The sequence below is a fragment of the Blattabacterium punctulatus genome (genome assembly GCF_003226695.1).
In the GTDB taxonomy this organism is placed as follows: domain Bacteria; phylum Bacteroidota; class Bacteroidia; order Flavobacteriales; family Blattabacteriaceae; genus Blattabacterium; species Blattabacterium punctulatus.
In genome coordinates this window covers 552,853-574,882 of the sequence record NZ_CP029808.1, presented here as the reverse complement: position 1 = coordinate 574,882, position 22,030 = coordinate 552,853, and the positions used below count along the sequence as shown (strand labels likewise).

Annotated in this window: 17 protein-coding genes; 9 read left to right on the top strand and 8 right to left on the bottom strand. The window is 24.4% G+C overall.

Annotated elements, in window-relative coordinates; genetic code table 11:
* Nucleotides 1–44: 44 nt before the first annotated feature.
* Together DM780_RS02820 and odhB are read left to right on the top strand one after the other, a co-directional pair.
* The gene (locus DM780_RS02820; protein WP_110548907.1) at nucleotides 45–2,783 is read left to right on the top strand and encodes a 2-oxoglutarate dehydrogenase E1 component; all 2,739 of its coding nucleotides are present in this window, start codon (nucleotides 45–47) and stop codon (nucleotides 2,781–2,783) included.
* A gap of 40 nt (nucleotides 2,784–2,823) precedes the next feature.
* Nucleotides 2,824–4,068: a 2-oxoglutarate dehydrogenase complex dihydrolipoyllysine-residue succinyltransferase gene (gene odhB / locus DM780_RS02815; RefSeq protein ID WP_110548906.1), complete on the top strand. Its 1,245-nt coding sequence runs from the start codon at nucleotides 2,824–2,826 to the stop codon at nucleotides 4,066–4,068.
* A 134-nt stretch (nucleotides 4,069–4,202) separates the two neighbouring features.
* Here the strand turns inward: odhB and DM780_RS02810 are convergent, their stop codons facing one another.
* The 3 genes from DM780_RS02810 to DM780_RS02800 are packed head-to-tail and all read right to left on the bottom strand — an operon-like array spanning nucleotide 4,203 to nucleotide 6,116.
* Nucleotides 4,203–4,763 (bottom strand): hypothetical protein, encoded by a 561-nt coding sequence (locus tag DM780_RS02810; protein ID WP_110548905.1) that lies wholly within the window; start codon nucleotides 4,761–4,763, stop codon nucleotides 4,203–4,205.
* A gap of 10 nt (nucleotides 4,764–4,773) precedes the next feature.
* Entirely contained in the window at nucleotides 4,774–5,442 is a 669-nt protein-coding gene (locus DM780_RS02805) for an alpha/beta hydrolase (RefSeq protein WP_110548904.1), read from the bottom strand.
* A 5-nt stretch (nucleotides 5,443–5,447) separates the two neighbouring features.
* Complete coding sequence (locus DM780_RS02800; RefSeq protein WP_110548903.1) at nucleotides 5,448–6,116, bottom strand: ABC transporter ATP-binding protein; 669 nt, start codon at nucleotides 6,114–6,116, stop codon at nucleotides 5,448–5,450.
* Nucleotides 6,117–6,220: 104 nt separating this feature from the next.
* On the opposite strand from DM780_RS02800, the gene sucC reads away from it, so the two are divergent.
* From sucC to DM780_RS02780, 4 genes are read left to right on the top strand one after another with little or no spacing between them, the layout of a single operon-like run.
* Nucleotides 6,221–7,399, top strand: a complete 1,179-nt coding sequence (gene sucC / locus DM780_RS02795; protein WP_110548902.1) for an ADP-forming succinate--CoA ligase subunit beta — start codon at nucleotides 6,221–6,223, stop codon at nucleotides 7,397–7,399.
* 12 nt (nucleotides 7,400–7,411) lie between these two features.
* Nucleotides 7,412–8,881 (top strand): AAA family ATPase, encoded by a 1,470-nt coding sequence (locus DM780_RS02790; RefSeq protein ID WP_110548901.1) that lies wholly within the window; start codon nucleotides 7,412–7,414, stop codon nucleotides 8,879–8,881.
* Nucleotides 8,882–8,935: 54 nt separating this feature from the next.
* A complete protein-coding gene (locus DM780_RS02785) occupies nucleotides 8,936–11,056 on the top strand; it encodes an ATP-dependent Clp protease ATP-binding subunit (protein ID WP_110548900.1) in 2,121 nt (706 codons plus the stop codon).
* Between the two features lie 16 nt (nucleotides 11,057–11,072).
* Nucleotides 11,073–11,705 carry an endonuclease III domain-containing protein gene (locus DM780_RS02780; RefSeq protein WP_172540215.1) on the top strand — a complete coding sequence of 211 codons (633 nt, stop codon included), beginning with the start codon at nucleotides 11,073–11,075 and terminating at the stop codon, nucleotides 11,703–11,705.
* Between the two features lie 13 nt (nucleotides 11,706–11,718).
* Here DM780_RS02780 and DM780_RS02775 read toward each other — a convergent pair whose 3' ends face one another.
* Genes DM780_RS02775 through DM780_RS02755 form a run of 5 tightly spaced genes read right to left on the bottom strand, consistent with a single transcriptional unit; the run spans nucleotide 11,719 to nucleotide 16,105 of the window.
* Nucleotides 11,719–12,072 carry a DUF3127 domain-containing protein gene (locus tag DM780_RS02775; RefSeq protein ID WP_110548898.1) on the bottom strand — a complete coding sequence of 118 codons (354 nt, stop codon included), beginning with the start codon at nucleotides 12,070–12,072 and terminating at the stop codon, nucleotides 11,719–11,721.
* Nucleotides 12,073–12,089: 17 nt separating this feature from the next.
* On the bottom strand, nucleotides 12,090–13,037 hold the full coding sequence (locus DM780_RS02770; RefSeq protein ID WP_110548897.1) for an SPFH domain-containing protein: 948 nt from the start codon (nucleotides 13,035–13,037) through the stop codon (nucleotides 12,090–12,092).
* A gap of 20 nt (nucleotides 13,038–13,057) precedes the next feature.
* Nucleotides 13,058–13,372: an iron-sulfur cluster assembly protein gene (locus tag DM780_RS02765; protein WP_110548988.1), complete on the bottom strand. Its 315-nt coding sequence runs from the start codon at nucleotides 13,370–13,372 to the stop codon at nucleotides 13,058–13,060.
* 8 nt (nucleotides 13,373–13,380) lie between these two features.
* On the bottom strand, nucleotides 13,381–14,754 hold the full coding sequence (locus tag DM780_RS02760) for a M16 family metallopeptidase (RefSeq protein WP_235611981.1): 1,374 nt from the start codon (nucleotides 14,752–14,754) through the stop codon (nucleotides 13,381–13,383).
* 55 nt (nucleotides 14,755–14,809) lie between these two features.
* Nucleotides 14,810–16,105: a M16 family metallopeptidase gene (locus DM780_RS02755; protein WP_110548895.1), complete on the bottom strand. Its 1,296-nt coding sequence runs from the start codon at nucleotides 16,103–16,105 to the stop codon at nucleotides 14,810–14,812.
* 164 nt (nucleotides 16,106–16,269) lie between these two features.
* Here DM780_RS02755 and DM780_RS02750 point away from each other — a divergent pair, with 164 nt between their 5' ends.
* Genes DM780_RS02750 through nrfD form a run of 3 tightly spaced genes read left to right on the top strand, consistent with a single transcriptional unit; the run spans nucleotide 16,270 to nucleotide 22,029 of the window.
* Complete coding sequence (locus DM780_RS02750; RefSeq protein WP_110548894.1) at nucleotides 16,270–17,595, top strand: c-type cytochrome; 1,326 nt, start codon at nucleotides 16,270–16,272, stop codon at nucleotides 17,593–17,595.
* A 54-nt stretch (nucleotides 17,596–17,649) separates the two neighbouring features.
* Nucleotides 17,650–20,625, top strand: coding sequence for a 4Fe-4S dicluster domain-containing protein (locus tag DM780_RS02745; RefSeq protein WP_110548893.1), 2,976 nt, complete (start codon nucleotides 17,650–17,652; stop codon nucleotides 20,623–20,625).
* Nucleotides 20,626–20,640: 15 nt separating this feature from the next.
* Nucleotides 20,641–22,029: an NrfD/PsrC family molybdoenzyme membrane anchor subunit gene (nrfD, locus tag DM780_RS02740; protein ID WP_110548892.1), complete on the top strand. Its 1,389-nt coding sequence runs from the start codon at nucleotides 20,641–20,643 to the stop codon at nucleotides 22,027–22,029.
* Nucleotide 22,030 lies beyond the last annotated feature (1 nt).

The window sequence follows — 22,030 nt, the reverse complement described above, 5'->3', positions numbered from 1 at the left end:
AATTTGTTTAAATTTGATAAATTTTTTTAGATAAAAATTTTCATATGAATGATAATCGATATTCTTTTCTAAACGATATCCATAACATCGAATTTCTTTATAAAAAATATAAAGAAAATCCTAATTCAGTAGACCCTAGTTGGTGTGCTTTTTTTTATGGATTTGATTTTCATGAAACAATGAATCAACTATCTACTAATAATAAAGCTATAAATGTTCCAGTTATTAATACATCTAATATTAATATAGAATTTTTAGTTTATAACTTAATTCAATCTTATCGAAAAATTGGTCATTTATTTACTAAAACAAATCCTATACAAAAAAGAAAAACCCATTTACCATCTTTAGATTTAAAAAATTTTGGATTATCTGAAAAAGAACTTGATATTTCGTTTGAAGCAGGAAAATTAATTGGTATTGGAAAAAATACTTTAAAAAATATTATTCAACATCTAAAAAGTATTTATTGTAATTCTATAGGTATAGAATATATGTACATATCGGATACTAAAAAAATAGAATGGATTGAAAATTGGTTTCGAAAAGAAAAATTTGAATTTTCCAAAAAAAAGAAAAAATTTTTTTTAAAAAAATTAAATGAAGCAGTAACCTTTGAAAATTTTATTCATACTAAATTCGTAGGAAAAAAAAGATTTTCTATAGAAGGAAATGAATCTATATTACCTGCATTAGAAGAAATGATAGATTATACTTCCAATAAATATATGACCGAATATTTTATCGTAGGTATGTCTCATAGAGGTCGTTTAAACATTCTTTCTAATTTTTTTAAAAAAAAATATTCTCATATTTTCAGTGAATTTCAAGAAAAAGAATATAAAGAAAAATCCTTTTCCGGTGATGTTAAATATCATTTGGGTTTTACAAAAATTAGAAAAACTTACAGTGGTAAATATATAAAAATAAGTCTTGTTCCAAATCCATCTCATTTAGAATCAGTAAATTCTATTGTTGAGGGACTAACTCGTTCTAAAATAGATATTGATTATAATCAAAATAGTAATTCAGAAAAAATAGTTCCCATTCTTATTCATGGAGATGCCTCTTTATCCGGCCAAGGAATTGTATACGAAGTGATACAATTATCTAAATTAAAAGGTTATAAAACGGGAGGTACAATTCACATTGTAATTAATAATCAAATTGGATTTACTACTAATATTACAGAAGGACGTTCTAGCCCCTATTGCACAGATATAGCAAAAGTAATTCTTTCTCCAGTATTACATATTAATGCGGATGATATAGAATCTGTTATTCGAGCAATTCATTTTGCTGTAGATTTTAGAATGCATTATCATGAAGATATTTTCATAGATTTACTTGGATATAGAAAATATGGACATAATGAAGGAGATGAACCTCGTTTTACTCAACCTTCTTTATATAAAGTTATTTCCAAACATATAAACTCATATAATTTATATAAAGAAAAATTAGAAAAAGAAGGAGTCATTAATTCAATTGAAATCCAAAAAATGGAAAAAAAATATGAAAAAATTCTCAATATCGGATTTGATGAATCAAAAACTATTAAATGGAATATTATAAATTCATTTTTAGAAGAAGAATGGAAAAATTTTCCTTCTAAAACTAATGAAATTTTTAAAAAAGTAAATACTCAATTTTCCATTGAAAGACTTATAGATATTTCCAATAAAATTTTTACTCTTCCTACGGATAAAATTTTTTTTAAAAAAACGAAATTTATCTTTCAACAAAGATTAGAAATGATTCAAAAAAAATTAGTAGATTGGAGTATGGCCGAGTTACTATCCTATGGGACGCTTTTAGATGAAGGATTTAATATTCGTCTATCAGGAGAAGATGTTATCAGAGGAACTTTTTCTCAACGACATACCATTGTAAAAACTGAAAATGAAGAGGATATTTTTTTGCTTAATCATATTCGAATAGGACAAGGAAAAATGCAAGTTTACAATTCGCCACTTTCCGAATATGGAGTTTTAGGTTTTGAATATGGATATGCTATGTTATCTCCTTATACTTTAACTTTATGGGAAGCTCAATTTGGTGATTTTGGAAATGGAGGACAAATTATTATAGATCAGTATATATCCTCTGGAGAGGATAAATGGAAAATTAAAAATGGAATTGTAATGCTACTTCCTCATGGATACGAAGGACAAGGTCCAGAACATTCATCTGCACGTATTGAACGTTATTTACAACTTTGTGCTAACAATAATTTATTTTTAGTTAACTGTACTACTCCTGCTAATTTTTATCATCTTTTGAGAAGACAAATGAAACTAAATTTTCGAAAACCGCTTGTCATTTTTACTCCTAAAAGTTTACTTCGTCATCCAAAATGTATATCAAAAATGGATGAACTTTCTGAAGGAAAATTTCAAGAAATTTTAGACGATACTTCAGTTATAGATATTAATAAAGTAACAAGATTAATTTTTTGTTCTGGAAAAATATATTATGATTTACTAAAGAAAAAAGAATCTATTAAGGATGAAAAAACATCTATAATTCGTATAGAACAAATTTATCCTTTAAAAAATAAAAAAATTATAGAATTATTTAATAAATACAAAAATAAAAAAAGAGTCTTTTGGGTACAAGAAGAACCAGAAAATATGGGATTGTGGAGTTTTATTTTTAGAAAAATAGGAAATAGTCTTTCATTTAATTTAATAGCACCATCGGAAAATTCTAGTACATCTACAGGATCTTATATAGATTTTTTAAAAATTCAAAATAAAATATTAGAAAAGGCGTTTCTATAATTTTAAAATTATAAAATAATACTTAAAATTTAAATTATCTATGATAATAAAAGTAAAGATACCTTCTCCAGGAGAATCAATTACAGAGGTAGAAGTTACCTCATGGTTAGTTAAAGATGGAGATTATGTATCCAAAAATCAGTTAATAGCTGAATTAGATTCAGATAAAGCAACTTTAGAAATTACTGCAGAGGAAAATGGTATAATTTCCTTGATTGGAAAAAAAGGAAAACAACTAAAAGTTGGGGATATTCTCTGTACTATAGATACTTCTAAAAAAAGAGAAACTTATGATAAAAAATATCAAAAACTATATCCTGAAAAAAAAATAGATAAGATTAATAAAAATAAAAAAAAGGAAATAATTTCTGATAATAAAAACTGGCCTTCTCCAGCATCAAAAAAAATATTAAAAGAAAAAAATATTCCTATAGAATCTATTAAAGGAACGGGAAAAAATGGAAGAATTACAAAAAAAGATTGTATTGAGACTAATACTAATAATGATATAAATTACCATTCTTTTATAGAAAAAAAACCTACTCCAATGTATCGTTCAACAAGAGTGACTACTCTTTCTTCTCTTAGAAGAAAACTATCTGAAAGATTGGTTTCTGTCAAAAACAAAACTGCTATGCTAACTACTTTTAATGAAGTTAATATGCAGGAAGTTTTCTTAATAAGAAAAAAATACAAAAGTATTTTTAAGGAAAAACATGGAGTTAATTTAGGATTTATGTCTTTTTTTACTATTTCTTGTATTAGAGGAATACATATATATCCAGATATTAATGCAATAATAAATGGAGAACAAAAAATTAATTTTGAATATTGTGATATTAGTATTGCTATATCCGGACCAAAAGGGTTAATGGTTCCTGTAATTAGAAATGCAGAACATTTATCTTTTCGTGGTATAGAACAAGAAATTAGTAGATTATCTACACGTGTTCGAAATGGAAAAATATCTATAGATGAAATGGAAGGAGGAACTTTTACTATTACTAATGGTGGAATATTTGGATCTATGCTCTCTACTCCAATAATAAATCCACCACAAAGTGCTATTTTAGGAATGCATCAAATAGTAGAAAGGCCAGTAGTTATTAATAAATCTATCGAAATACGTCCAATAATGTATTTATCTTTATCCTATGATCATAGAATAATTGATGGGAAGGAAGCTGTTGGATTTTTAGTATCTGTCAAAGAATCAATAGAAAATCCAATAAAATTTTTAATGGAAAAAAATGAAAAAAATATTCCTAAAATATTGGAGTTATAATTCTAATAAAAAAAATATTTTTTCTATGTTAAGATAGAAGAATTTATAAAATTATTAGATATAATTTTATTCAAAACAAAAATAAAAAAGGATAATTGATTGATTTAATATAAATAATTATGGTTTTTATATATTTATTTTAAATAATTTTTTCTAATATAAGGATTTTGTTTATCTCCTAGATTCATTTTTTTCATTTGTATTTTTATTATTTGAATTTGATCATGCAATAATCCTCTTATATCCATTTTTTTTGCTTCTGACAACAATAGTTCAGCTTTTTTTTTATTTCCTATTGATAAAGAATATATTGCTAAGTTTAATTTAGCTATTGCTATATTTTGCTTAAATTTTAATCCAAAATCTATAGCTTTTTGCATATAATTTTCCGATTGATGAATATTGGATTCTGAATATAAAATTCCACGAAGAAAATAGTAATAGGCCATTTGATTTTTTGTCAATTGTAATTTTGGATTTTTTATACAGTCTAATGACTTCTTTAATCCTTTCATATTTTTTCTTTTTATTTTAAAAAAGGCTAATAATAAAAATTCATTCCTGAAATAAAAAAAAATAGGAAATAAGCCAAAAATAATTAGGATAATTCCCAATAAATAATTTTTATTCCAAAAAAAATAAATAGATCCTATAAAAATAAATAAGGAAAAAAGTATTTTTGTGGATTTTTTCATCAAATTTTTATTAAAAAGATTTATTTTTTTTTATCCAATTAATGATATCCTGATAATTATAACTGTTTAAAGAATGGCCAGAATCGTATTCTTTATATTGTAAAGAAAGTATTTTTTTATTTTTAAGAAAATTAATTCCTTTTTTTACTAAATTTATAGGACAAATGGTATCATATTTTCCATGAGAAATAAAAAATTTTAAATCTATATAAGAAGAATAATTCATATTTTTTGGCAAAAGTTTTTTTTCTAAATATCCACTTAAAGCAATAACTTTTTTTACTTTTTCAGGTTTTTTGAAAGCAATAGCATAACTCAGAATAGCTCCTTGACTAAATCCACATAACCATACTTGACTTTGATTTAATTGATATTCTTTAATAGCTTCATCTATAAAAAAAGATATTTTTTCAATAGTTTTTTTAGCTTGGTAAATATTAATAAATCGATCTTCATTAGAAAAATCGATATCATACCACGAATATTTATCTGAACCAAAAGAATAACATCCTTGAATACTAATTATAAAAAAATTTTCTGGAATATCTTTTTGAAAAGAAAAAAGATCATTTTCATTACTTCCATATCCATGAATCATTAAAAAAAGAGGAGCTGGATATTTATTCAATATTCTTGGTTTCTTGATAATATGTTTAATAGAAAGTTTATTTAAAAGCATTTTTTTTAATTTATTACTATTCCATTTTCTATTTTAAATTTTTCATCTGCCATATCTGCTAATTTTAGATTATGTGTTACAATTAAAAAAGTTTGTTTAAATTCTTCTTTTAGAGAAAAAAAAAAATTGTGTAAATTATTAGCATTTTTTATATCTAAGTTTCCTGAAGGTTCATCCGCAAAAATTATTTTGGGGTCATTAATTAATGCTCTTGCAATACATATCCTTTGTTTTTGACCTCCAGATAATTCTTCAGGTTTTGAATTTTCATATTGAGAAATATTCAATTTATTCAATAATTTTTTTGCTTTTTTTTTACATTTTTTTTGATCCCTTATTTTTATCAAAATTGGCAAAAAAACATTTTCTAATGCTGTAAATTCAGGAAAAAGTTGAGGAGTTTGAAATATAAATCCAATTTTTTCGTTTCTAATAATGGATAATCTTTTTTCCGTAATAGACAATACGTTTTCTCCATCTATTTTTAAAACCGTTTTTTTATTTTTTTTAAAAGTAGGATTTTCTAAAGTTCCCAGTATATGTAATAAAGTACTTTTTCCAGATCCAGATTCACCTAATATACATACTATATTCCCTTTTTTAACTCTAAGATTGACTCCTTTCAAAATTTCTTTTTTTCCAAAGAATTTATAAATATTTTTAGATTGAACCATAAAGTTTTATGTAAATTTAATCATATTATGATTAATAAACTATACAAAACTTTTCAAAAAAAAAACTAATTTTAGTTTAAATTTACTTTTAAAAAATATTTTAAATGAATTTACATGAATTTCAAGGAAAAGAAATATTAAATTCTTTTTCAGTTCATGTCCCATATGGGATTATTGCTACTTCTCCAGAAGAAGCTGTAAAAGCTGCAAAAATTGTTTTTAAAAAAACTAATAAAAAATCTTTAGTTATTAAAGCACAAGTACATGCAGGAGGACGTGGAAAAGGTGGAGGAATAAAAATTGTACGATCTTTGGAAGAAGTATATAAAAAATCCAAAGAAATTTTAGGAAATTATCTAATTACTCCACAAACTTCAAAAAAAGGTAAATTAGTTCATAAAGTTTTAATTTCTGAAGATGTTTATTTTTCTGCTCATCTTCCTAAAGAATATTATTTATCAATAATGCTAAATCGTGATTTAGAAAAAAATGTAATTATTTATTCTAAAGAAGGAGGAATGGATATTGAATATATATCAAAAAAATATCCAGATAAAATATATATAGAAGAAATAGATCCATCATGGGGATTACATCTATTTCAAACTAGAAAAATTGGATTTAATTTAGGAATACAAAACTTAAGTTCTTTTTTAATTTCTCTTTATAATGCTTATTTATCTTGTGATGCTACATTGTTAGAAATAAATCCTTTAATTTATACTGTTGATAATAAAATTATAGCAGTAGACACAAAAATAATTATAGATGATAATGCCTTATTTCGTCAAAAAAGATATGCTAATCTATTTGATAGAGAAGAAAAGAATTCTATGGAAATAGAAGCGTTTAAATATAAATTGAATTTTATAAAGTTAGAAGGTAATGTAGGTTGTATGGTAAATGGAGCTGGATTAGCTATGGCTACGATGGATATGATTAAATCTTGTGGAGGATATCCAGCTAATTTTCTAGATATAGGAGGAGATGCTGATAAAAAACGTGTAGAAAAAGCTTTTCTTCTTATATGGAAAGATCCATCGGTACAAGTTATATTAATAAATATTTTTGGGGGGATTGTTCGTTGTGATACTGTTGCAGAGGGAATTATTAATTCCTATCATCATATTGATCATGATATTAAAATCCCCGTTGTAGTTCGTTTACAAGGAACAAATGAAATAATAGCTAAAAAAAAACTTGAGACTAGTAAATTACCAATTTATTCTACTTATACTTTAAAAGAAGCTTCTGATAAAATTAAAGAAATTTTATCGGATTAGTAAATTAGAATAATGGATAATAAGGTATCTTCTTATAAAACTGTATTAACTAGAAAATATAGGCCTATAAAATGGAATGATCTCATTGGTCAAAATGAAGTTATAATCATTTTAAAAAATGCAATAAAAAATAGTTTTTTATCTCAAGTTTTATTATTTTTGGGGCCAAAAGGAGTTGGAAAAAATACCTGTGCGAAAATTTTATCCAATGAATTAAATTCTTTTTCAGAAGTAGGATACTTGAATGTTTTTGAAATTAGTGGATTTTTTAATCATCCAATAGAATTTATTTTTGAAATAATAAGAAAAATTTTTATATATCCAAAAAAAGGGAAGTATAAAATACTTATCATAAATGACATTCATTTATTTTCTCAAGAATCTTTGAACTTACTTTTAAAAAGTATTGAAAAACTTCCTTCACATGTATTATTAATTTTCTGTTGTTCAGAGAATCATGAAATTATTGATTCCATTATTTCACATAGTCAAGTTTATAACTTTAAAAAAATTTCTTTAAAAGAAATTTATTTTTTTTTGAAAAAAATTTCGGAAAAAGAATGTATTCAAATAGAAAAGGAAGCTTTATTTCTCATATCTCAATATGGTAATGGTTCAATTAGTAAAGCTCTTTATACTTTTGATCGACTTACTTTTTATGAAAAAAAAAAAATTTCTAAACAATTAGTAATGGAAAAACTAGGTATTTTGGATATAGATTACTATTTTAATATGATTAATTATCTATTAAATGAAAAAATATCTAAAATATTAATATTATTGAATCAAATTTTCAAAAATGGAATATCATCTACCACTTTTATAAATGGATTAACTAATCATTTTAGAAATTTATTATTATCTAAAAATACTGATACCATATTTCTTTTAAAATATAAAAATAAAACTATTATACAATCTTATATAAAACAATCAAAAAAATTATCTTCTTCTTTTTTAATTAAAGCTTTAATGATTTGTCATAATATGGAAAAGGAATCGATTTTGAGTAAAAATTCTAGATTAATAATAGAAATCTATTTAATACAATTAGTTAATGGTTTTTATTTTTATAAATGGAATTTTAATCGGTATACTTCTGAATTAAAAAATAAAAAAATTCAATTTTTAAAAGAAAATTGGAAAATTTTTATACAAAAAATTTCCGAAAAAATAAATCCAATTTATTTAAATTCATTAAAAAATAAAATACAATTCCAAATTTTCGAAAGTAGAATAATTTTAATAATTCCTTCAAACTTAGAAAATAGAGAATTTTTTTTAATCCAAGCATATTTTATAAAATATTTACGGAAAAAATTAAATAACCCTCATTTAAAATTTAAAACTTTAACAAAAAAATTAGACAATTTTCCAAAAGAACAATATAATTTTCTATCTAAAAAAAATAAGTGTGTAGATAAATTGATAGAAAAATTAAATTTAAAATTTTCATATTCTATACCAAAAATACCAATATAATAATGAAAAAAATAAAAAAAAATATAATTTATCTTCCTCGAAACATTTTTATTTATGAATCATTATAGATTTTTTTTTTATTATACTTATTTAGATGAAAATATTGAAAATGATATTTCCTCTTCTTATTATGGAGGATTTGGAGGAATTAGAATGGGATCTGGTTATTACAATAACAATAACAATAACAATAATAGAGGAACTTCTTCTATAAGAAGAAATACTCCAATATTGGACAATTTTGGAATTGATCTAAATTCTATTGCTATTAATGGTAAATTAGATCCAGTAGTAGGAAGAGACAAGGAAATTGAACGAGTATCTCAAATATTGAGCAGGAGAAAAAAAAATAATCCTCTCCTTATAGGAGAACCAGGTGTAGGAAAATCTTCTATTGCCGAGGGCTTAGCTTTACGTATTGTACAAAAAAAAGTTTCCAGAGTATTATATAATAAAAGAATAGTTGTTTTAGACTTAGCAATTCTAGTTGCTGGAACTAAATATAGAGGTCAATTTGAAGAAAGAATGAAAACTATTATAAATGAGTCAGAAAAAGATGAAAATTTAATTCTTTTTATAGATGAAATTCATACAATGATTGGAGCAGGAGGAACAACTGGTTCATTAGATGCTTCTAATATATTTAAACCAGCTTTAGCAAGAGGATCTATTCAATGTATTGGAGCAACTACATTAAATGAATATAGACAATATATAGAAAAAGATGGAGCATTAGAACGTAGATTTCAAAAGATTATAGTACCACCTTCTTCTGAAGAAGAAACTATTGAAATTTTAAAAAAAATAAAAGAAAAATATGAAAATCATCATAATGTAATTTATACAGAAAAATCTATAAAAGCTTGTGTAAATTTAACTGTACGATATATTGTAGATCGTTATTTACCAGATAAAGCTATTGATGCACTTGATGAAGCTGGATCTCGTGTCCATATTAAAAATATTAAAGTTCCCCAAGAAGTAGTTTTTTTGGAAAAAGAATTGGAAAATATTCGAGAAAAAAAATTGAAAGTAGTTCAGAGCCAAAAATATGAAGAAGCCGCGCATTTACGTGATATGGAAAAACGTATAGAAAAACAATTGATAAAAGCACAACAATCATGGGAAAATTTATCCAAAGAAAATAAAGAAATAGTTTCTGAAGAAAACGTAGAAGAAGTAGTTTCCATGATGAGTGGAGTTCCAGTAAATAGGATAGCTCAAGCGGAAATGAAAAAATTGAATAAAATGACAAGTATTCTAAAAAAAAAAATAATAGGACAAGATGAAGCTATAGAAAAAATAGTGAAATCAGTTAAAAGAAATAGAACAGGATTAAAAGATCCTAATTGCCCTATAGGATCTTTTATTTTTTTTGGAAAAACAGGAGTTGGAAAAACTTATTTGGCAAAAGTATTTGCAAAAGAACTTTTTGATTCAGAGGAATCATTAGTACGTATCGATATGAGTGAATATATGGAAAAATTTTCTATTTCTAGATTAATAGGAGCTCCTCCTGGTTATGTAGGATACGAAGAAGGGGGGCAGTTAACAGAAATTATTCGTCGTAAACCTTATTCTGTTATTTTATTAGATGAAATAGAAAAAGCTCATCATGAAATATTTAATGTTTTATTACAAATACTTGATTATGGATGTGTAACTGATAGTCTTGGAAGAAAAGTAAATTTTAAAAATTCTGTAATTATTTTTACTTCAAATACGGATACTCAAAAATTAAGAGAATTTGGTCAAGAAATAGGTTTTTATACTAAATCAAAAAAATCAAATGATTATAAAAATATTTTAGAAAAAACTTTGAAACGGACTTTTTCTCCAGAATTTATAAATAGAATAGATGATATTATCATTTTTAATACTCTTAAGCCAGAAGATATATCTAAAATTACTCATATAGAATTAGAAAAAATAAGTATTCATATGTCTTATTTAGGATATAAATTAATTTTACTTCCAGAAGTAAAAGATTTTATTAATAAAAAAGGATTTGATCAAGAATATGGAGCCCGTTCATTAAAAAAAATAATAGAAAAATTTGTAAAAAATACTATATCGGAATGTATTATTAGTGAAACCTTAAAAAAAGGAGATCAAATAACATTGAAAATGAATGATAAAAAGAATGATATTCACATCTCTATTCAAAAGCAATAAAATAACTTAATTCAGTATTAAAAATAAAAAAAAAATAAAAATTATCATAGATACCTTAGATTTTATTTATCCTAATCCAATCAGTTCATTATATTATATTAATGAATTTACTTTACTTTTAGCTATACTTTTAACTTCCAGGAGTAAGGAAGAAAAAGTTAACGAATTGACAAAACATTTTTTTAAAAAAATTAAAAATCCTCAAGACATTATTCAACTTACTATAAATGAGATTAAAAATTCAATAAAAAATATTGGACTTTATAATAAAAAATCTAGTAATATTTATAATTTATCGAATATTTTAATAAATAAATATCATGGAATTATTCCAAATAATATTTTAGAATTAGAATCTTTACCTGGAATTGGTCATAAAAGTGCTTCTGTTTTCTTATTTCATAGATCAAAAATACCGGTTTTTCCTGTAGATACCCATATTCATAGAATGATGTTCAGATGGAAATTAAGTAACGGAAAAAATGTAAAACAAACGGAAAAAGATGCTAAACGGATATTTTTAAAAAAAAAATGGAAAAAATTACATCTTCAAATTATTTTTTATGGAAAAAAATATTCTCCATCCAGAAAATGGAATCCTAAAAAAGATATTATTTATCAGAAATTGGTCAATAATCATCTTTTATAAGAATAAGATAAAATTAAAAAGGTAAATCATCAAAATCATCAGAAGATAAAGATGGAGATATAGTAGATGTTTTTTTTGAAGATCCTAAAGACTGTTGGATTTCCTCAATTTTCCATCCTTGTATAGAATTAAAATATTTTATAATTCCTTCTGGGTTAGTCCATTCTCTTCCACGAATATTAATAAAAACTTTTATTTTATCTTTTGGTCTTATAGAATTCAATAATTCCACTTTATCTTGAATAAATTCCAGTAATATGTTTTGAGGATATGGCTCTTCTGTAGTGATCACCATTTCCCTTTTTTGAAATCCACTATCAAATTTTTGAATATCAAATATTTTTTTTACTATTCCTATTATTTCCATGGAATTTTATAATTTTATCATTTATTTTTTTTACTATTTTTACTCTCATTTTTCTTTTTTATAGATTCTCCAATTTGATTAGATATATTGAATGAAGTTATCATATTATTCAACATATCATTAGCTGCTCCCGGTGAATTAGGTAATAAAATTAAATTTGTATTTGAACTTTCTCCCATAGATTGAAGGGTATCATAATGTTGCGTTACTACAATTAAAGCAGACGCTTCTTGTGAATTAATTCCAACATTATTTAACACTTCAACAGATTCTAAAATCCCTCTGGCAATTTCTCTACGTTGATCCGCGGTTCCTTTTCCCTGTAATTTTTTACTTTCAGCTTCCGCTTTAGCTTTAGCTACAATTTGTATTCTTTCAGATTCGGCTTTATATTCCGCAGCAACTTTTTCTCTCTCAGCAGTATTAATACGATTCATGGCTTGTTTTACCTGATCATCAGGATCTAAATCTGTAACTAATGCTTTAATAATAGAATATCCATAATCTAACATAGATTCTTCTAATTCTCTTTTTACAGCAATAGCAATATAATCTTTTCGTTCAAAAACATCATCTAAACGCATTTTTGGAACCTCTGCTCTTACTACATCAAAAATATAGGATGTAATTTGTGTATTAGAATTATCTAATTTATAAAAAGCTTCATATACTTTATTTTCGATAACTTTAAATTGTACAGAAATTTTTACTTTCACAAAAACATTATCTTTAGTTTTTGTATCCACCAAAATATCTAATTGTTGAATTTTTAACGTAAGTTTTCCAACTACATTATCTATAATAGGAATTTTAAAATGAAGTCCAGCCTGACGGATATTATGAAATTTTCCAAGTCTTTCAATAACAGATGCAGTTTCCTGATGAACTATAAAAATAAAACTAGAAAAAAAAGATAAAATCAAAAGAATTAATAATCCATAAAATAGTAAACTAAAAAGGCTCATATTTATCTTAATATTAAAATTTATAACATTCCAAGTTCTAAACGAGCTTCTTCACTCATAAATCCTCTATCCCAAGGTGGGTCAAATGTCAAAACTACATTTACATTATTAATTTCTTTAATAGATTGAATTTTTTCTTTTACTTCTATAGGTAAAATATCGGCTACTGGACAATTAGACGTTGTGAGAGTCATCAAAATTTTCACTTCTTTTTTTCTAGAAATTTGAATATCATAAATAAGACCAAGTTCATAAATATCTACTGGTATTTCTGGGTCATATATTTTTTTTAATACAGAAATAATACGATCTTCTAAAGAGGTATCTTCATTCATGATTTCATTCATTTTAATATTTTTCCAAATTTATCAAAAAAACGAATAGGATAACCAAATTTTTTAAGATTAGGTAAAATATCATTAACTTTTCCAATAATTAAAATTCTTCCATTTTTTACAGAAAAAAATTTTTTACATGAAGAATGTATATTATATATAGTTACAGACTGTATATTTTTCAAATAATTTTTGTAAAAATTACTTGGAAGATTATTTTTTAATTCACTAATAAAAAGATCACTAATTCTATTAGGATCTTCTAAATCCATGATAAATTGACCACATATTTCTTCTTTTTTAATTTTTAATTCTTCTAAGGAAACTTTGTTTTTTGTTATTTCTATAATTTCTTTTAAAATATCTTCTATAGCCTTATCAGTAACTCCATTTCTTACTTGAGTATAAATGGAAAAATAACCTATATTTTTATCCGATTTTAAAATAGAATAAGCACCATATGTATAAGCTTTTTTTTCTCTAAGATTTAAAAATAAACGACTTTGAGGTCCTCCTCCTAGAATTCCATTTGCTAAAATGGAAGAAAAATATATAGGATCATTTTTTTTTAAAAAAATAGGACCTCCAAAACAAATTGTAGATTGGGTAAGAGTTGGAATATCAACTAAATCTATTTCTAGATCCGGAGATTTTATCAGTTCAGCTCTATTTTTTTTTTCATGAAAAAAAGATCTTTTTTTCCATTTATGGAAATAACGTTCACATAATTTTTTTGCTTCTTGTGGATAAATATCTCCTATAAAAGAAAGATAGGAAATATTCGGAATATAATATTTATGATACAATTTTTTTAAATCGTTAAGAGTGATATTTTTTATAGTATCGTAAGTTTCATATTCTCCATAAGGATGATTTTTTCCAAAATATAAAACATTTCGTACACGTTGTAAAATAGCATTTGGATCTTTTTCTGATAGATTGATGTCTATAATTTTTTGTTTAACTATTTTCTCTAATTCTTTAGAATTATCAAACTTACTATTCAACAAAATATCACTCATAATAGAAATTGATTTTTCCAAATTTTTTTTTAAAGTAGAAATAGATATACCTGAGAAAGAAGTATATAAAGTTGTTCCTATATAATCAATAACTTCATCTAATTTTTCTTTAGAATAATTTTTGGTTCCAGAACGAAGCATTTTTCCAAAAATTTTTTTGATACCAGCTTTATCTTTTTCTAAGAAGGGTTTATAATCTAATTCTAATCCAATTCTAACTAAAGGAAGTTTATGATTTTCCACAATTAAAACTTTTAATCCATTTTTCATTTTAAAAAAAACTGGTTTTTTAATATTAATGAATATCTTTTTTTTTAAAGATTTAGGTGGTAAATTTCGATCAAATTTTTGAGAAAACATATTAGTTTGAAAAAAAAGGTTAATTATTATGATAAAAATAATGTTTTTTAAAAAATTAACTAATTGGAACATTATATAAACGTACTCTACAATTTTTATTTAAATATTTATTAGCAACAATTTTAATATCTTCTACAGATATTTTACGATATTTTTCTATATCTGTATTAATTAAATTTGTATTTTGATAATATAAAAAATAGTGGGATAAATTTGATGCTATTCCACTCATATAATAATTATCAAAAAGAAATTTTTTTTCAAAAAAATTTTTTTGTTTATTTAATTCATACTGTGTAATCCCTTTTTCTTTCAAATTTTCTATTTCCTCATCTATAACTTTAGTTAATTGATCTAAAGTTATTTTTGGATTGATTAATCCGTATATAATAAAAATACCATAATCTTCCATAGAATCTAAAAAAGATCCAGCATAAGAAGCAAATTGTTTTTTATTGATTACATTTTTCATTATACGTGAACTTTCTCCAGAAGAAAGAACATGATCTATAATTTTTAATACGTAAGTATCTTCATCAGTCATTTTTGGAAATCTATATGATAAAAAAACTCCGGGAACTTTAGTATTTTTATCTATATATGTAAAAAAAATCTCTTTTTTAATGGGTTCTTCTTCTATTTTTTTCATATTAAAATCTATTTTTCCTTTAGGAATAGAAGAAAAATATCTATGAACAAGATTCCTTGCTTCATTCATTTCAAAATCTCCAGTCACCACCAACGTAGCATTATTTGGAACATAATAAGTTTCATAAAATTTTTTGTAATCTTTTTTTGTTGCCGTATTTAAATCTTTTTCAAAACCAATAATAGGATATTTATATGGGTGTTTTTTAAATAATAAAGAAGGTATAATTTCGGAAATAGCTTTAGCATATGGTTGATTTTCGATTTGCATTTTTTTTTCTTCTTTTACTACTTCTCTTTGAATATTAATACTTTCCTCATCTATTTTTGCATGAAGCATCCTTTCAGATTCCAACCATAAAGCTAATGGTAAACGATCTGAGGGTAGAACCTCGTAATAACAAGTTTCATCATGATTGGTATAAGCATTATTTTTTCCACCATTAGAAGCTATATATTTAAAAAAATCTCCTTTTTTAATATTTTTAGATCCCTCAAACATAAGATGTTCAAAAAAATGAGCAAATCCAGATTTTCCAGGGAATTCATTTTTAGTTCCTACATGATATAAAACCGAAATAGAAACCAATGGATTTGTATTATCTTGGTGGAATATTATATGTAGTCCATTTATCAGTGTTTCTTCAAAAAATCTAATTTTCGTAGCTTCGTGATTTGCTTTCAAATGATTAGAATTGAACATTATTATTGTTATGATTAGTAATATTAAAAAATAAAATCTATTCACGTTCTGTTTATGAATAAACAATAAAGAATTTATTCTTTTTTTTAAAAAAGGAATTTACGAATTTTTTTCTTTTATTCTATTTTTGTTGATTAAAAATGTTATGAATTTATTCATCAATTATGAAAAATTTTTTATTTTCTATTTTTTTTTCATTTTCTACTTTTATATTTCTAATTGAAGCAAAAAATATAGAAGGGAATTTCGAAAATGGAAAAAAAAATTTTAAACAAAATTGCACATCCTGTCATTCCTTAGATTTAGAAAAAAAAATGATAGGACCAGCTTTATATGGTGTAACGGAAAAAAGAAATAGAGAATGGCTACATAAATGGATAGTGGACAACAAATCCTTAAGGAATAGTGGAGATCTAGATGCTATTTCTATTTATAAAGAATATGGGAACGTAGAAATGAACTCATTTAATCAATTATCTGAACAACAAATAGACGATATATTATACTTTATTAAAAAATCAAAAACACAAGATAATAAACAAAAAAAAGAAAATAAACAAGAATTTTATAGTAATATCGAACTAGAAAAAAATCAATTTCTAATAAAAATCATTTTTTTTGGTCTTTTTATTTTCTCTATAATTTTACTTTGGATACTATATAAAATTTATATTTTAACTCATTTACTAAGTAAAGATTTTCTTTTTACAGAAAAAAAAAATAAAAAAAATTTTTGGATATTAACCTATTTATTTTTATATAAATTTTTAGGAGATAAAAAAAAAAATTGGTATTTTCTTTCTTCATTTATAGGATTTTTTTTCATATTAGGAATATATGGAATATGGATTTTTTTAATGCAAATAGATGTTAATAAAGGATATAAACCCGACCAACCCATTTACTTTTCTCATAAAATTCATTCTGGAATAAATGGAATTGATTGTCAATATTGTCATAACTCCGCAAAATATAGCAAAGTCTCTGGTATCCCTTCGGCAAATATTTGTATGAATTGTCATATTACTATCAACGAATATAAAGGAGATTATATAGAAAAAGGAAAAAGTAGAGAGGAATACAATAAAGAAATACAAAAAATATATCATTCAGTAGGTTGGGATCCAGAAGTAAGAAAATATTCTAAAAAGACTCATCCAATTCAATGGATACGTATACACAATATGCCTGATTTTGTATATTTTGATCATTCTCAACATATAATTACCGGGGAAAAAATGATAAAAAAATCAAAAAAAGTAGATTTATCATGTAATGCATGTCATGGAAAAGTTCAAAATATGGATCAAGTAGAAATGGCTAATAATTTTACGATGGAATGGTGTATCTCTTGTCATAAAAATACAGAAATAGATACTGAAAATCAATATTATAAAGAATATTTTCCCGATTTTATAAAACAAAAAAAAGAAAAAAAAATAACAGTAGATATGATTGGTGGTCTAGAATGTGCTAAATGTCATTATTGAAAAAACTTACTACTGATATTATAATTCATTTTCTATTAAAAAAAATATTTATTCATGATGGAATCAAATAATAAAAAAAAAAGTGTGGGTACTTCTCATTTTGAAAAAAATACTTTAGTTCAAGTATTTGTTAAAAAAAATAAAACATCCAGACGAGATTTTCTTAAATGGATAGGATTTAGTACTGCTTCAGTAACTTTAGCAGCATGTAAAGGACCAGTTATAAAATCTATACCATACATTGTAAAACCAGATATTATAACTCCTGGAATTCCAACTTATTATGCCTCTACGATGATGGATTCTTTTGATATTGGAAGTGTATTGGTAAAAACAAGAGAAGGACGTCCAATAAAAATAGAACCTAATTTAACTTCAAAATATTTCAATACAACATCAGTTAGAATACAATCTTCTTTATTATCTCTTTATGATGAAGAAAGGTTAAAAAATCCTTTTATTAATGGAAATAAATGTTCTTGGAATGTAATCGATAATTATGTAATAAACCATTTAAAAAAAATATCCAAAATGAAAAAGGATATTGTGATTCTTTCCTCTTCTTATCCAAGTTATTCTACAAAAAAATTAATTCAGGATTTTAAAAATACATATCCTACTACTAAATGGATTACTTATGATGCTATTTCTTATTCTGTAGCTTTAGATGCTACAGAAAAAATATTTGGAATTCGTGCTTTTCCACTTTTTGATTTATCAAAAACGGAATTAATAGTATCTTTCGATGCAGATTTTTTAGGAGATTGGAGTCCAGAAAATATGGCAAAATCTTATGTAAATAATAAAATTCCAAAAAGATCTATGTTGAAACATATTCAGATAGAAAGTAATATGACTTTATCTGGAGCAAATGCAGATATTAGAATTTCAAGAAAACCTTCCGAAATTAACAAAATATTATTTAAAATTTATCAAAAAATATTTTTGGAAAAAAAAATAAATGAAAATGAAGATGAGGAAATTAATAAAATAGCAGATTTAATTTTAGAAAAAGGATCAAAAAGTGTGATTTTTGCAGATGGAAATCTAGAATCTTATATTCTATCTTTTTTAATAAATAAAAAAATTCAAAGTAATGCTTTACAAAAGAATAAATTTATTTTATCAAAAGAAAGTAATGATAAAAAATTACAAAAATTCATAATAGATTTAGAAAAAGAAAAAATTGGAGCTATTTTAATTCATAATACTAATCCAATTTATAGTCTTCCATTTTCTAGTAAAATAAAAAAATTTTTAAAAAAAATTCCAATTACTATTTCTTTTTCTATGAAAAAAGATGAAACTAATGAAACTATGAATGTATTAGCTCCTATTCCTCATTGGCTTGAAAGTTGGGGGGATACCCATCCTTTAACTGGTTTTTATACTCTAATTCAACCTACTATTCAATCTCTGTTTAATACAAGACAATTTCAAGAATCTTTGATAATTTGGGGAGAAATCCCAGAAAAAAATTATTACGAATATTTAAAAAAAATTTGGGAAAAAAAAATAATTCCACAATCTAATGTTTCTTCTTTTAATGAAGCTTTATTTCATGGAGTAGTTGAAAAAAAAGAAAATATAAAAACTAATAAACTTACATATGATTATCAAAAAAAAATCCACGAATATGGAATAAAGTTAATCAATAATGAAAAAAAAGGGGAAAAAAATTTAGAACTTAGATTATACACAAAAATAAGCATAGGAGATGGGAATCAACATGATAATCCTTGGATACAAGAGTTTCCAGATCCTATTACAAGAACTACTTGGGAAAACTATCTAACTATATCCTCATATGATGCAAAAAAAATAGGACTAAAAAATTGGTATACTGGAAGTGGATCTATAAATGGAAATTGTGTGAATTTAATCAAAAACCATAAAATTTTAATTAAAAATATTCCTGTATATATCCAACCGGGACAAGGTATAGGTTCAATAGGATTATCTTTTGGATACGGACAAAAAATAGGAAAATTATCTAAAATATGCCAAGGAAAAAATGCCTACACAGTCTATGAAAATTTTAGTTTAATACAAAAAAATATACAGATAAAAAAAGTAAATAAAATACATAAATTTTCTTGTTTTCAAGTACAAAATACAACAGTAGGAAGAAATTTAATTAAAGAAACAGATTTAGAAACTTTTTTAAAAAAATCTAAAAAAATTTGGAATGAAGAAGAAAAAATTCTTACTCATAAAGGAATGTTACCTCCAGAAAAAATTTCTCTTTGGGAAGATAAAAATAATAAAAAAGTAAAAAATGGACATCATTTTAATTTATCGATAGATTTAAACGCTTGTATTGGTTGTGGATCTTGTGTGATTGCATGTCATACGGAAAATAACGTTCCTGTTGTTGGGAAAGAAGAAATAAGAAAATCTAGAGATATGCATTGGTTAAGGGTTGATAGATATTATTCAAAAAAAATAAATTCATCAAAAAATGATCAGGATTTTTTTAAAAATCCAAAAGTTTCTTTTCAACCTATAATGTGTCAGCATTGTGAATATGCACCTTGTGAAACAGTTTGTCCAGTTGGAGCTACCTCTCATGGAATGCAAGGTCAAAATATGATGATTTATAATCGTTGTGTAGGAACACGTTATTGTGCCAATAATTGTCCTTATAAAGTAAGACGATTTAATTGGTTTAACTATGTTAATAATCAAAAATTTAATTATAATATGAATAATAGTTTAGGGAAAATGGTTCTCAATCCAGATGTAGTTGTTCGAACTAGAGGGGTTATGGAAAAATGTTCTTTATGTATACAAAGAACCCAATATGTTATAGGAGTAGCAAAAAAAGAAAATAGAAAAATAAAAGATGAAGAATTTGAAACTGCTTGTAGTATTTCTTGTCCAACAAATGCCATTGTTTTTGGAGATATCAATGAAAAAAATAGTCAAATTTTAAAAAAAATACGAGATAAAAGAAATTATAAACTTCTTGATTTTCTGGGAATCCGACCAAATGTATCTTATCAATTAAAAGTTAAAAATTTGAAATAGATAGAAAAAAAAATTATGCTAACTAATCATGAATCCAATTCTATACGAAAACCATTAATTATTGGAAATAAAACATTTCAAAATATTACTGAAGATATATTGAACCCTATAGAAAGAAAAGCTGGACCATTATGGTGGATTTCTTTTTTTATTTCAATTTTAGCTTTTTTTTGGGGATTAGGATGTATTTTTTACACTTTAAATACAGGAATAGGAGTATGGGGATTAAATAGAACCATTAATTGGGCTTGGGATATAACTAATTTTGTTTGGTGGGTGGGTATTGGTCATGCAGGAACTTTAATTTCCGCAGTTTTATTATTATTTCGTCAAAAATGGCGTTTATCTATTAATAGATCAGCTGAAGCTATGACAATATTTGCGGTAATACAAGCTGGATTATTTCCTATTATTCATATGGGAAGACCATGGAATGCACATTGGGTATTACCTATTCCTAATCAATTTGGAAGTTTATGGCCTAATTTTAACTCTCCACTTTTATGGGATGTATTTGCTATTAGTACTTATTTTTCCGTTTCTACTGTTTTTTGGTTTATGGGATTAATTCCTGATTTTGCCATGATACGAGATAGAGTAAAAGATCCTCTAAAAAAAAAAATCTATGGTATTCTTAGTTTTGGATGGGGAGGAACATCCAAAGATTGGAAAAGATTTGAAGAAATTTCTTTAGTTTTAGCAGGTCTGTGCACTCCATTAGTTTTTTCTGTACATACCATTGTTTCTTTTGATTTTTCTACCTCTGTAATTAAGGGATGGCATAGTACTATTTTTCCACCTTATTTTGTGGCAGGAGCTATATTTTCTGGTTTTGCTATGGTTCAAACTTTATTAGGTGTAGCGAGAAAAGTACTATCTCTAGAAAATTATATTACAAGAAATCATATTGAATATATGAATATGATTATTTTATTAACAGGTGGAATAGTTACATTAGCATATATATCTGAATTTATTTTAGCATGGTATTCTAATAATCCCTTTGAAAAATTTATTTATTTTTCTGTAAAAGCAGCAACTGGACCATTCTGGTGGGCTTTTTGGATTTTAATCATTTGTAACGTTTTAATTCCACAATTTTTATGGATAAAATCAATACGTAGAAGTTTTTTTTGGTCTTATATAATAGCTATCATCATAAATATTGGAATGTGGTTTGAAAGATTTGATATCATTGTTTTAAATCTTAGTCATGATTATCTACCTTCATCATGGACAGGGTTTATTCCTACATTTGTTGATGTAGGAATTTTTATAGGAACTATCGGTTTCTTTTTTGTTCTTTATTTACTATATATACGTGTATTCCCAGTTATATCACAGTCAGAATTAAAAACAATATTAAAATCTTCTAAAAGTATAAAAAATATTACAAAAAAATAAA

What these genes read in the sequence shown, in the direction of transcription:
- nrfD (WP_110548892.1), top strand. Translation starts at nt 20,641, where the DNA reads ATGCTAACTAATCATGAATCCAATTCTATACGAAAACCATTAATTATT.
- DM780_RS02785 (WP_110548900.1), top strand. Translation starts at nt 8,936, where the DNA reads ATGAATCATTATAGATTTTTTTTTTATTATACTTATTTAGATGAAAAT.
- DM780_RS02820 (WP_110548907.1), top strand. Translation starts at nt 45, where the DNA reads ATGAATGATAATCGATATTCTTTTCTAAACGATATCCATAACATCGAA.
- sucC (WP_110548902.1), top strand. Translation starts at nt 6,221, where the DNA reads ATGAATTTACATGAATTTCAAGGAAAAGAAATATTAAATTCTTTTTCA.
- DM780_RS02790 (WP_110548901.1), top strand. Translation starts at nt 7,412, where the DNA reads ATGGATAATAAGGTATCTTCTTATAAAACTGTATTAACTAGAAAATAT.
- DM780_RS02800 (WP_110548903.1), bottom strand. Translation starts at nt 6,116, where the DNA reads ATGGTTCAATCTAAAAATATTTATAAATTCTTTGGAAAAAAAGAAATT.
- DM780_RS02750 (WP_110548894.1), top strand. Translation starts at nt 16,270, where the DNA reads ATGAAAAATTTTTTATTTTCTATTTTTTTTTCATTTTCTACTTTTATA.
- DM780_RS02805 (WP_110548904.1), bottom strand. Translation starts at nt 5,442, where the DNA reads ATGCTTTTAAATAAACTTTCTATTAAACATATTATCAAGAAACCAAGA.
- DM780_RS02770 (WP_110548897.1), bottom strand. Translation starts at nt 13,037, where the DNA reads ATGAGCCTTTTTAGTTTACTATTTTATGGATTATTAATTCTTTTGATT.
- DM780_RS02760 (WP_235611981.1), bottom strand. Translation starts at nt 14,754, where the DNA reads ATGTTTTCTCAAAAATTTGATCGAAATTTACCACCTAAATCTTTAAAA.
- DM780_RS02775 (WP_110548898.1), bottom strand. Translation starts at nt 12,072, where the DNA reads ATGGAAATAATAGGAATAGTAAAAAAAATATTTGATATTCAAAAATTT.
- odhB (WP_110548906.1), top strand. Translation starts at nt 2,824, where the DNA reads ATGATAATAAAAGTAAAGATACCTTCTCCAGGAGAATCAATTACAGAG.
- DM780_RS02755 (WP_110548895.1), bottom strand. Translation starts at nt 16,105, where the DNA reads ATGTTCAATTCTAATCATTTGAAAGCAAATCACGAAGCTACGAAAATT.
- DM780_RS02745 (WP_110548893.1), top strand. Translation starts at nt 17,650, where the DNA reads ATGATGGAATCAAATAATAAAAAAAAAAGTGTGGGTACTTCTCATTTT.
- DM780_RS02810 (WP_110548905.1), bottom strand. Translation starts at nt 4,763, where the DNA reads ATGAAAAAATCCACAAAAATACTTTTTTCCTTATTTATTTTTATAGGA.
- DM780_RS02765 (WP_110548988.1), bottom strand. Translation starts at nt 13,372, where the DNA reads ATGAATGAAGATACCTCTTTAGAAGATCGTATTATTTCTGTATTAAAA.